Origin of the sequence: Pantoea sp. CTOTU49201 (assembly GCF_032054795.1) — a bacterium.
Taxonomy (GTDB): domain Bacteria; phylum Pseudomonadota; class Gammaproteobacteria; order Enterobacterales; family Enterobacteriaceae; genus Pantoea; species Pantoea symbiotica.
In genome coordinates, this window is sequence record NZ_DAMBSA010000088.1 from 1 (window position 1) to 11,397 (window position 11,397).

Genomic DNA, 11,397 nt, shown 5'->3' on the forward strand with positions numbered 1-11,397 from the left:
GCCTGTTCTTCCTGTCGCAGCAGGTCGCGCGTCAGTTTATCGCGCAAGGCAACGGCGGCAAGATCATCAATATCGCCTCGATGCTGTCGTTCCAGGGCGGCATTCGCGTACCTTCATATACCGCATCAAAAAGCGCGGTGATGGGGTTAACTCGCCTGATGGCCAACGAATGGGCCAAGCACGGCATCAACGTGAACGCTATTGCGCCAGGCTACATGGCCACCAATAACACTGAACAATTGCGTAGCGATGAGTCACGCAACGAGGAAATTTTGGGCCGCATTCCATCGGGTCGCTGGGGCGTCCCGGACGACATGATGGGCCCGATTGTCTTCCTCGCCTCCAGCGCCTCTGATTATGTGCAAGGTTATACACTGGCCGTTGATGGTGGATGGTTAGCGCGCTAAGCTAACCCGTTCTTTTCCCGCGTCATTGTGACGCGGGAAAGTGAAAAATATTAACGCTTCGTTACAGCGTCACCATTCTCATTCACTGGATAAATCCCTATACTGGATGCATCGACAGTTTTATGCAGCCAGGTTTCATCATGACGGCCGAAGGCCATATCATTTTTGCCATTGCCAGCGCCATTTTTGCCAAGCGCGCGGAGCTGACGCCAGTATTGGCCAGCGCCGATTGGTGGCATTTAGTGCCTGCTGCGCTGTTAACCTGCCTGCTACCCGATATCGATCACCCTAAATCCGTGTTAGGTCAGCGATTAAAGTGGCTATCGCATCCCATCGCCCGTGCCTTTGGTCATCGCGGTTTTACCCACAGTTTGCTGGCGGTAGCGGTGAGTTTGTGGCTATTCCAGATCAATGTGCCCGTCGACTGGTTTCTTCCCGCCGATGTGCTGCAAGGCATGACGCTCGGCTATCTCAGCCATATTGTCGCCGATATGCTCACGCCCGCTGGCGTGCCGTTGCTGTGGCCTTGCCGCTGGCGCTTCCGTTTGCCAATCCTCAATAGCCAGAAAGGTAATCAGCTGGAGCGGGCACTTTGCCTGGCGCTGGTCGGTTATGCCTTGTGGTTCCCGCCCGGCATGCCCTCTTTTGGTGCCAACGGCTGGCCGGAACAACTGTTCAATACACTACAAAATGGCGTTGGTCGGTTGGTTAATGGTCAAAACGGTCAATAACCCGTCGAATCAAGCGATAAAGTTATAAAACATTCTTTTTGGGTATAAGCCCGCCCCACGCTGAACTGATAACATTCTAAATATTCCCTAACGGGGACTTACTGTTTTACGTGCCATCCCAGGGCGATGGCACGTCACACTCTGGAGTTGAGCATGGATTTTCCCCTCATTATTAATATCGTGGCGTTTATCGCGCTGCTGATTCTGTTGAATCGCATTGGCAACCAAAGCTGGAGCCTGTCAAAGCGCGTGCTGACCGGTTTGGTTTTCGGTGTGGCATTTGGTCTGGCGCTGCAAACCATTTATGGCGAGAACAGCCCAACAGTGAAAGCGTCGATTGGTTGGTTCAACATTGTCGGTAACGGCTACGTGCAACTGTTGCAGATGATCGTGATGCCGCTGGTGTTCGCCTCAATTCTGAGCGCGGTCGCGCGTCTGCACAATGCCTCATCGTTGGGTAAAATCAGCGTGCTGACCATTGGCGTGTTGCTGTTTACCACTGCAATCTCCGCGCTGGTCGGCGTGCTGGTGACTGGCCTGTTTGGCCTGAGCGCTGAAGGTTTGGTGCAGGGTGCGCAGGAAACCGCGCGTCTGAGCGCGATTCAGAGCAACTACGTAGGCAAAGTGGCTGATCTCAGCACGCCGCAGCTGCTGCTCTCCTTCATTCCGAAAAACCCGTTTGCCGATCTGGCGGGCGCCAATCCAACCTCGATCATCAGCGTAGTGATTTTCGCCGCCTTCCTGGGTGTAGCAGCGCTGCAACTGCTGAAAGATGACAAGGTAAAAGGCGAGCGCGTGCTGGTTGCAATCGACACCCTGCAATCCTGGGTGATGAAGCTGGTGCGTTTGATCATGAAGCTGACGCCGTATGGCGTACTGGCGCTGATGACCAAAGTGGTGGCCGGTTCCAACCTGCAAGACATCATCAAGCTGGGTGGCTTCGTGGTGGCGTCTTATCTCGGTCTGGCAATCATGTTTGCCGTACACGCGCTGCTGCTGTCGGTTAACGGCATCAACCCAATGCGCTTCTTCCGTAAAGTGTGGCCGGTGATCACCTTTGCCTTCACCAGCCGCTCCAGCGCCGCCAGTATTCCACTGAACGTGGAAACCCAAACGCGTCGCCTTGGCGTGCCGGAATCGATCGCCAGCTTCTCGGCGTCGTTCGGTGCCACCATCGGTCAGAACGGTTGTGCGGGTCTCTATCCGACCATGCTGGCAGTGATGGTTGCGCCAACCGTGGGCATCAACCCGTTTGACCCAATGTGGATTGCGACGCTGGTGGGTATCGTGACGCTAAGTTCTGCCGGTGTGGCCGGCGTCGGCGGCGGTGCAACCTTCGCTGCACTGATTGTGCTGCCTGCGATGGGCCTGCCGGTGACGTTGGTCGCGCTGCTGATCTCCATCGAACCGCTGATCGATATGGGCCGTACCGCGCTCAACGTAAATGGTTCAATGACTGCCGGTTCACTCACCAGCCGCTGGCTCGGATTGACCGACAAAAAAGTGCTGGAGAGCGACGAGCACGCCGAACTGGCACACCGCTAACACTCCTCAATACCACAACGGCAGGCCAATTGGTCTGCCGTTTTTTTATGCCCTGTTCTCCCCAATTCCACCCAATCATGGCGCTAGCGTCAGGAAAGCGTTAAGCATGGTAAACAGAGGAAAAATCAGCCGCTTTTCGCTTGAGTTTTCGCTTAGGAAGGCCAATTCTGCTGTCAGTCACAGCAGGAGAATCACCGATGAAAACAGTTATCGCCTCGGTGCTGGCGTTAACCTTATTAACACCAGCAATCAGTTTCGCCCATCCCGGCGGTTGGGGCCCCGGTCCAGGTCCGCATTGGGGTGAAGGTCCACATTGGGGCGGTCCCGGCCCGCTGCGTTTCTTACCGGAAGCGGCAACCGCAGTTTTGCTGGGAGGCCTGACCTATTACATGCTGAACGGCAACTACTATCAGCGCCAGGGCGACACCTATGTCGTGGTGCAGCCGCCTGAAGCCCCGCCGGGCGGCGGAATGCGCGTGCTGGATTTCAACGGCAAGCGCTATTACGTGCAGGAAGGTCATTACTATCAGCGCGAGATCGGCGGTGATTATATCGAAGTGCCGCGTCCTTACGGTTTATAAGCGCCACAACGAAAAACGGCCCGTCAATGACGGGCCGTTTCTTATTCTGCTGCGATTACTGAGCCGCTTGCGGATCGGTATCGTAGTCTTTACAGCTCTGGAAACCATAGTTCATGACGCGACCGGTATCGTTATAGCTAACGAAATAGGTCTGCGGTTTGCCGTCGCGCTCGCCAATCACATAAGTCTGGCAAGTACCGCGGGCGTGAACCATGGTGATTTCTGTGGAGGCTGGACCGGCAATCTGGCGAACCTGATCACGCGTCATGCCTTTCTTCACATCCTTCACAACCGGCTTGGTTACGTAGCTTTCAGCTTTGTCATAAGTCGTACAACCAGACAGGGCTGCCAGCGTCATAGCGGCAGCGATACATCCCATCACTTTATTCATGTTGTTGTTCCTCGTTTTTTTGTCCATGTGAAGTAAGCCTGGAACATAAACCCAGATTTATCAACTTTATGGGATAAATTTAGCCAAATTCCGAAGCGTTAGGATTTGGTAAAAATGCTGTGTTGATGCGCTACGGTTCGTATAATCACCCGCGAAAAAATACCTATAGTAATGAATAAAGACAGAGGATTAATGACACCTGCACCTTCTAATCGGCTGGTTTATGCCATCACGCTGGGCCTGCTCGCTGCGCTCGGGCCACTCTGTATTGATCTTTACCTGCCGGCGCTGCCGGAACTGGCGCGCGATCTGCACACCGAAACCGCCACGGCGCAACTGAGTCTCACCGCCGGCTTGCTCGGTTTGGGTGCCGGTCAGTTGCTGTTTGGGCCGATGAGCGACAAGTTTGGTCGCCTGCGTCCGCTGCTGTTATCGCTGGTGCTGCTGTTTATTGCCTCGATTGGCTGTGCGCTGGCAAAAGATATCAACTCGCTGTTAGTGGCACGTCTGTTTGAAGGCCTGGCGGGCGCAGGCGGCGCGGTGCTGTCGCGTGCGATTGCCCGTGATATGTACAGCGGTCATGAACTGACGCGTTTCTTTGCATTGCTGATGCTGGTCAACGGTTTAGCGCCAATTGGTGCGCCGGTGCTGGGTGGTGCCTTGATGACGGTGCTCAACTGGCGCGGCATTTTTGTGGTGCTCGGCTGCATCGCCATCGTGTTGATCTTTCTCGCCCGCTGGAAATTACATGAAACCCTACCGCCAGAGCGACGCAGCCAGGGTTCGATCTTTTCGACCTGGGCGGCACTGGGCCAGGTCGTCACGCATCGTCAGTTTATGGGCTTCTGCCTGACGCAAGGTTTTATGATGTCAGGCATGTTTGCCTACATCGGCGCGTCGCCGTTTGTACTACAGCAGCTGTACGGCCTGACACCGCAAGCCTTCAGCTTCTGCTTCGCTGCCAACGGGCTCGGCCTGATTATTGCATCACAAACCAGTGCGCGCCTCTGTCCGCTGTGGGGTGAATACCGCGTGCTGAAAGGCGGCCTGACGCTGGCGTTTGTCGCTTCGAGCTGTTTGCTGCTGGCGGGATTAACAGGCGCAGCGCTGCCAGTTCTGCTGGTCGCGCTGTTCTTCACCATTGCCAGTAACGGCGTAATCGCCACCACCGCTTCTTCGCTGGCGATGCAAAGCCAGGGCCAGCGTGCGGGCAGCGCCTCGGCGGTGATTGGCGTGTGCATGTTCACCTTTGGTGCCATCAGCGTGCCGATCACCGGCCTGGGCGGCACCTCGGTGGCCAGCATGACTGGCACCATCTTTGGCTGCTTTATGCTGGCGATTGTGTCGTTCAATTTGCTGGTGCAGAAGGCAAAAAACGCCTGATTTGCCAGCAAATAACCTGGACAACAAGCCGTGCGGCTTGTTGTTTGTGGGGAGAGGCGTTAGCTTTAGCAGATGATTCGCATTGTGCCGTCAGGCTACTGACTTGAGGAGAGGTTCATGTCACTGCAACAGGAAATCATTGAAGCCCTTGGTGTAAAACCCGTTATCGACCCGCAGCAGGAGATCCGCGTCAGCGTTGATTTTCTGAAGTCTTACCTGAAAGCCCATCCCTTTTTGAAAACGCTGGTGCTCGGCATCAGCGGCGGCCAGGATTCGACGCTGACCGGCATCTTGTCGCAGACCGCGATTCGCGAACTGCGTGAAGAGAGCGGCGATAACAATTACACCTTCATCGCCGTGCGTTTGCCGTATGGCGTGCAGGCCGATGAGCAGGATTGTCAGGATGCGCTGGCGTTTATCCAGCCGGATCGCACGCTGGTGGTGAACATCAAAGAAGCGATTCTGGCCAGCGAACGTGCGCTGAAAGACGCAGGTATCACGGTGTCGGATTTCGTGCGTGGCAATGAAAAAGCGCGCGAGCGCATGAAAGCGCAATACAGCATCGCTGGCATGACCAAAGGCGTGGTGGTCGGTACTGACCATGCGGCAGAAGCGATCACCGGTTTCTTCACCAAGTACGGTGACGGCGGCAGCGACATCAACCCGATCTTCCGTCTGCACAAAGGCCAGGGCAAACAGCTGCTGAAAACGCTGGGCTGCCCGGAGCACCTCTATCTCAAACATCCGACCGCCGATTTGGAAGATGATCGTCCCGGCTTGCAGGATGAAGTGGCGCTCGGCGTCACTTATCAGCAAATCGATGCTTATCTGGAAGGCAAAACCATTGATGCCGCCGCAGCAAAAACCATCGAAGGCTGGTATCTGAAAACCGAACACAAACGTCGCCCGCCGATCACCGTGTTCGACGATTTCTGGAAACCATAAGTTACGCAAGTGCGCATAAATGCGCCCCCGCCAAATCACCGTAGGGTCGCCATTCATGGCGACCTAATTCAAATCGGAACCTAAAGTGGCGAGAAAAAGTACAGTTTGATACACTGGATAGACAACCAGTAATTGGAGTGTGCTTTGGTCAGACGTGCAGCCAGCCACCGCCTCGATTTCGATGCGGCAGCAATCTATCAATACCCCGAACATTTACGTCAGTGGCTGGAAGGTTTACCCAACCAGCCGGGCGTTTATACCTTTCACGGTGAAAGCGAAAACCTGCCGCTGTACATCGGCAAAAGCGTCAACCTGCGCAGTCGGGTGATGGCGCATTTCCGCACGCCGGATGAAGCCAAAATGCTGCGTCAGGCGCGACGCGTCACCTGGATCCCCACCGCTGGCGACGTCGGCGCACAGCTGCTGGAAGCGCAGATGATCAAAACGCAACAGCCGCTGTTTAATAAGCGCCTGCGTAAGAATCGCCAACTCTGTTCGCTGCAGCTGGGCGACGGTGCGCCACAGGTGGTGTACGCCAAGGATCTCGACTTCTCGCGCTCACCCAATCTCTATGGCCTGTTTCGCAGTCGCTTTGCCGCGCTGGAGAAGCTTAAAGCCATCGCCGATGAGCAGCGTTTGTGTCACGGCTTGCTGGGCCTGGAATCGTTGCGTCAGGGGCGCGGCTGTTTTCGTGCCGCCCTGAAACGCTGCGCCGGTGCCTGCTGCGGTAACGAATCGGTTGCTGAGCATCAGCAGCGTTTGCATGCGGCGTTAGAGCAGATGCGCATCCAGTGCTGGCCGTGGCAAGGCCCGGTTGGCATGGTGGAAACGGGGACAGACCTCACTCAAATTCATGTGATCGATCACTGGTTCTGGCTGGGATCGGTAAACAGTGAAGCCGAAGCACGCCAGCTGCAGCGCGCCTCGCACGGCTTCGATCATGACGGCTATAAAATCCTCTGCCGTCCACTGCTTTCTGGCGTGTTCCCGCTGATCGAGCTGTAAAAAACAAAACCGCCGAGGTTGCCCAAAGCATCAGATGCGATGGACAACCCCGGCGGTCTCTATTCAGTTAGCGAAAGAACTTATTCAGCATCAGCCGGCGGTGGCGTCATTTTGCCATCGTGCGGGCCTTTCTCGGTTAAGCGCTTCTCAAAGTTCGCGTTGTACTGTTTCTTCTGCTCTGGTGTCAGCACGTTGTAGATCTTGTTCTGGGTTTCCATCATCTGCAGCGCACGATCTTTGGCATTCGCCGTCATCTTCTCAGCCTGCGCTTCGGCTTTCGCACGGTCAAAGGTATCGGAAGCGATGATGGCATGGTCAGCACGACGCTCTTCCAGCGACGGGCGTTTCATATCTTTGTGGCCATCACGCAGGATAGTTTTGATCTGCGCTTTCTGCGCATCGGTCAGGTTCAGACCTTTAAACATCATCTCCAGACCGTGATGGCGCATCGGCGGCTTGTGCATCGGTTTTTCGCTGCCTGCTGGCGGCGGAGTCAGGTTGTCTGCCGCTGCATGGACGATATTTGCAGCACCAAGAGCCATTGCGGTAGCCAGGAACACAGAAGTTAATTTACGCATAATATTGTCCTTACTTATCAGTTTAATGACGACAGCCTGTGTCGCGTCTTCGGAAACAAGCATACGACGCTGAACGTCAACTACTCAGAGGCTGAGTAAAGCCCTGAAAGCATAAAAGACAGAGATCAGGCAATCATGGAGAGAAAGAGAAGAAATGCGTGAGGAATTGCAAAAGTTTATGACAATCAAGGGAAAAACGCAGGAATTAAGGAGGAGTGTAACGGTATTGTCGGTTTTCAGGAAGGGAAATGTCGGCGGTTAATCCCGTTACGCACCTCGTCCATTGTAGGGTCGCCATTCATGGCGACCAACTACATAAAGATCACAACGCCAGCGCCTGCGTCTGTTCATTCTCCTCCACCAGCATCAGCCCGGCGCGTAATCCCGGCGCGACATTCGGATTGGGGAACAGCACATACTCGCGCGCTTGCTGCACGTAGTAGCGCCGGTCGCCCTCTTCCGCCAGCAGCGTGCCCTGCGGGAAAGCGGTGAAGTTCAGCGTCTCTGGTCCCATATGCAACACAAACTTATCGCCGTGGCGGGTCAACTGCTGCGCCACGCGATAATGACGCGGCTGCTCGCGCACCTCCGGCAACGCCTCGCCATACAGCAACGCCGCCAGCGCTCGTTGCACGCCGCTAAACTGACTCAAATCGTTCTCACCAAATGGCAAAGCTTTGCCGAGCTCCAGCGTGCAGCTCGCCGCATTATGGTGCTCGCAGCTGTAATGGGTGAAAGTCCCGCCCGGTGAACGGTGAAACACCAGCGCCTCCATTTCTGCCGCCGCCAGCCAGTGCATAAACTGTTCAGGCCACGGATTGGGATTCAGCGGCATCACGCCAAACCGCGCATGATACGAGCCACGGATCGCGGTATGCAGATCGAGGTGCCAGCGCACTTCATGATCGAGACAGGCGCGCCAGAAACTCTCCAGCTCCTGCTCCAGCTGCAGCACGCGCTGCGCTTCGGGTACATCGGCCACCTGCTGCCAGCGTCCACCAAACAGGCGGTTGATATCATATTGCTGGTAGCGCTTGCCGCTGCGCAACGCGGCGGGATTACCCAAAATCACCAGCAAACGCACCGCCAGCGGTTTCTCGCCTTTCAATAATGGCGTCAGCAACAGATTGAGAATCTCAACCGGCGCGGTTTCATTGCCGTGAATGCCCGCAGAGAGCACCAGCGCCTGCTGCGTGGGCGTGTGCGGCGTGAGGGACAGAAGTCCCTCGTTATGCCATTGCCAACTCAGATGATCGTTGCTGCCCTCTCTTTGCTGTGGCGGCTCACCAGACAAGGTCTGCTGTAAAAAATCCTGCATGTTCACTCCTTTTTAACGACGTGGGGCGAACCTCTCACCCCGGCGTTAACGCTGAAACGCGTAGACACTGCCTAAGTCTAGCAGCTTCGTCAGCTCATCCAGCGCGGTGCGCCCTTCACGCAGCAGTTGCGGGTCGGCTAAATCGGCCTGGGTTAGGCGATCGCGGTAGTGGCGATCCACCCAATCGTTGAGCGTGGCAAACAGACGATCGTTCATTAGCACCGCCGGATTCAGCGCCTGACGCTCGGTTTCGGTTAACACCACGCGCAGACGCAAACAGGCCGGGCCACCGCCGTTAAACATGCTTTCACGCAGATCGAACACTTTCAGTTCACGAATCGGCCCGCCGCTCTCCACCAGCTCGGTGAGATAACGCCACACGCCCGCATGCTGGCGCGACTCTTCGGGCAGCACCAGCAGCATATCGCCGTCGGCGCGCTGCAATAACTGGCTGTTAAACAGATAGGTATTGACCGCATCGGTTACCGATACTTTATCGCGCGGTACTTCAATCGGCTGGAAACCGCTAAAGCGCGCGGCGAGGTCGTTCAGCAACTGCGGCTGATTAACAAAGGCATCCTGATGGCAGAACAGCACCTGCTGATTGCTCACCGCAATCACATCGTTATGGAACACGCCCTGATCGATCACCGCTGGATTTTGCTGGGCAAACAGCGTGCGCTGCGCATCGAGCTGATGCAAACGCGCCACCGCTTCGCTGGCTTCCCGGGTTTGGCGCGCCGGATAACGTGCCGGTGTTGCGCCCTGCTGCTGCCCATCCCGGCCATAAATAAACAGCTGTACGCCCGCATCGCCGTAATCACTGCCGAAGCGATTGTGATTGGCCGCGCCCTCATCACCGAACTGCGCCACCTGCGGCAACGCATCGTGCACGCTGAAGTGCTGCGGGTTACGGAAAATCGCGCGCAGCAGATCGGCAGTTTCCGGCGCCTCAATGGCGCGATGGAATTTGTTATTCAGATTGGCAACGGTGAAATGCACACGACCATCGGCGCTATCCGCCGACGGCGACACCGTGGCGGCATTGGCCACCCACATCGCCGAGGCGGAGCTGGCCGCCGAGAGCAGCTGCGGCGCGTGCTTCGCTGCCTGCGCAAGCACCTGCTCATCGCTGCCGCTAAAACCAAGTTGACGCAGCAGCGGCAGATTAGGACGCTCGTGCGGTGGGATCACGCCCTGCACGTAACCCATATCAGCAAGCGCTTTCATCTTCAGCAAGCCCTGCTTCGCCGCCAGACGCGGGTTCGAAGGCTGCAGCTGATTGCGCGTCGAGGCTTCGTTACCAAACGACAATCCCGCGTAGTGATGTGTCAGGCCGACCAGCCCATCAAAGTTGGCTTCAAACGCTTTCATTATTTCGCTCCCTGCGCGGAGAAATCGAGGCCCGGCGATAAACTGCCCGGCAGCGCCAGGCTCGGACTCTCCAGCGACGCCATTGGCCACGCACAGTAATCGGCGGCGTACCATGCGCTGGCACGATGATTCCCCGAGGCGCCAATGCCACCAAAGGGTGCGGTGCTGGCCGCACCGGTCAGCGGTTTGTTCCAGTTAACAATACCGGCGCGCGCCTCCAGCAACAGCTGATCAAACTGCACGCGCTGCGGCGAAATCAGGCCGCATGACAAGCCATAGCGGGTGTTATTGGCGATGGCAATCGCCTGCTCGAAGCTGTCGTAGCGAATCACCTGCAGCAGCGGACCAAAGACTTCTTCATCCGCTAACTCTTTCACTTCGGTCACATCAATGATGCCCGGCGTGATAATGGCGCTGTCGCGATCCGGCCAGTGCATGCCGAGCAACACTTTTCCGCCCTTTTCCACCTGCTGCTGCCAGGCGGCAAAAATATGTCCGGCGGCGGCGGGTGAAATCACGCTGCCCATAAACGGCTGCGGCTCGGCATTCCACGCGCCAGGCTGCAAGCGCGCGCTGACCTCAACCAAACGCTGCAGGAAGGCATCGCCCGCCGCGCCGCGCTTCACCAGCAGACGTCGCGCACAGGTGCAACGCTGTCCGGCGGTAATAAAGGCCGACTGAATAGCGATATGTACCGCACCATCAAGATCAGACGGATCTTCGACAATAAGCGCATTATTGCCGCCCATCTCCAGCGCCAGCATTTTTTCTGGCTGCCCGGCGAACTGACGGTGCAGGTGATAGCCGGTGGCGGCGCTGCCGGTAAACAGCAGACCATCAATTTGTGCCGCATTCGCCAGCGCCTGGCCGGTTTCACGACCGCCCTGCAGCAGCGCCATCACGCCCGCTGGTAAACCGGCTTGCTCCCACAACTGCACGGTTTTTTCTGCCGTCAGCGGCGTCAGCTCGCTTGGCTTAAACACCACGCAGTTCCCCGCCAGCAGAGCCGGCACGATATGGCCGTTCGGCAGGTGGCCAGGAAAATTATACGGGCCAAATACCGCCAGCACGCCGTGCGGACGATGGCGCAACGAGCTCTCGCCGTCGGCCTGCTCGCCGGTGCGGCTGTGATAGGCCTT

The 11,397-nt window shown here is 56.7% G+C and carries 12 protein-coding genes; 7 read left to right on the forward strand and 5 right to left on the reverse strand.

All coding sequences use genetic code 11. The annotated features are described in order from the left end of the window. The 4 genes from RTY00_RS08705 to RTY00_RS08720 form a co-directional block, all read left to right on the forward strand. The coding region (locus tag RTY00_RS08705) for an SDR family oxidoreductase (protein ID WP_312664134.1) at positions 1 to 407 on the forward strand (407 nt) is incomplete at its 5' end. 140 nt (positions 408 to 547) lie between these two features. Continuing rightward, positions 548 to 1,138: a metal-dependent hydrolase gene (locus tag RTY00_RS08710; protein WP_312664135.1), complete on the forward strand. Its 591-nt coding sequence runs from the start codon at positions 548 to 550 to the stop codon at positions 1,136 to 1,138. Between the two features lie 153 nt (positions 1,139 to 1,291). After that, positions 1,292 to 2,683 carry an L-cystine transporter gene (locus tag RTY00_RS08715; RefSeq protein ID WP_008102914.1) on the forward strand — a complete coding sequence of 464 codons (1,392 nt, stop codon included), beginning with the start codon at positions 1,292 to 1,294 and terminating at the stop codon, positions 2,681 to 2,683. 197 nt (positions 2,684 to 2,880) lie between these two features. Beyond that, positions 2,881 to 3,264 (forward strand): DUF6515 family protein, encoded by a 384-nt coding sequence (locus RTY00_RS08720; RefSeq protein WP_154194115.1) that lies wholly within the window; start codon positions 2,881 to 2,883, stop codon positions 3,262 to 3,264. 55 nt (positions 3,265 to 3,319) lie between these two features. Here the strand turns inward: RTY00_RS08720 and osmE are convergent, their stop codons facing one another. Then, entirely contained in the window at positions 3,320 to 3,655 is a 336-nt protein-coding gene (osmE, locus tag RTY00_RS08725; RefSeq protein ID WP_007892614.1) for an osmotically-inducible lipoprotein OsmE, read from the reverse strand. A gap of 192 nt (positions 3,656 to 3,847) precedes the next feature. Here osmE and RTY00_RS08730 point away from each other — a divergent pair, with 192 nt between their 5' ends. The 3 genes from RTY00_RS08730 to cho all read left to right on the forward strand — a co-directional run bounded on the left by RTY00_RS08730 (position 3,848) and on the right by cho (position 6,988). Next, on the forward strand, positions 3,848 to 5,038 hold the full coding sequence (locus RTY00_RS08730) for a multidrug effflux MFS transporter (protein ID WP_312664137.1): 1,191 nt from the start codon (positions 3,848 to 3,850) through the stop codon (positions 5,036 to 5,038). 117 nt (positions 5,039 to 5,155) lie between these two features. Beyond that, positions 5,156 to 5,983, forward strand: coding sequence for an ammonia-dependent NAD(+) synthetase (gene nadE, locus RTY00_RS08735; RefSeq protein WP_312664138.1), 828 nt, complete (start codon positions 5,156 to 5,158; stop codon positions 5,981 to 5,983). 144 nt (positions 5,984 to 6,127) lie between these two features. After that, positions 6,128 to 6,988, forward strand: coding sequence for an excinuclease Cho (gene cho, locus RTY00_RS08740; RefSeq protein ID WP_312664139.1), 861 nt, complete (start codon positions 6,128 to 6,130; stop codon positions 6,986 to 6,988). Between the two features lie 80 nt (positions 6,989 to 7,068). Here the strand turns inward: cho and spy are convergent, their stop codons facing one another. The 4 genes from spy to astD all read right to left on the reverse strand — a co-directional run. Beyond that, positions 7,069 to 7,566, reverse strand: coding sequence for an ATP-independent periplasmic protein-refolding chaperone Spy (spy, locus tag RTY00_RS08745; protein ID WP_312664140.1), 498 nt, complete (start codon positions 7,564 to 7,566; stop codon positions 7,069 to 7,071). A gap of 322 nt (positions 7,567 to 7,888) precedes the next feature. Next, a complete protein-coding gene (astE, locus tag RTY00_RS08750; protein WP_008102898.1) occupies positions 7,889 to 8,884 on the reverse strand; it encodes a succinylglutamate desuccinylase in 996 nt (331 codons plus the stop codon). 45 nt (positions 8,885 to 8,929) lie between these two features. Further along, positions 8,930 to 10,258: an N-succinylarginine dihydrolase gene (gene astB / locus RTY00_RS08755; RefSeq protein ID WP_312664141.1), complete on the reverse strand. Its 1,329-nt coding sequence runs from the start codon at positions 10,256 to 10,258 to the stop codon at positions 8,930 to 8,932. Continuing rightward, the coding region (gene astD, locus RTY00_RS08760) for a succinylglutamate-semialdehyde dehydrogenase (RefSeq protein ID WP_312664142.1) at positions 10,258 to 11,397 on the reverse strand (1,140 nt) is incomplete at its 5' end. The genes astB and astD, both read right to left, overlap by 1 nt.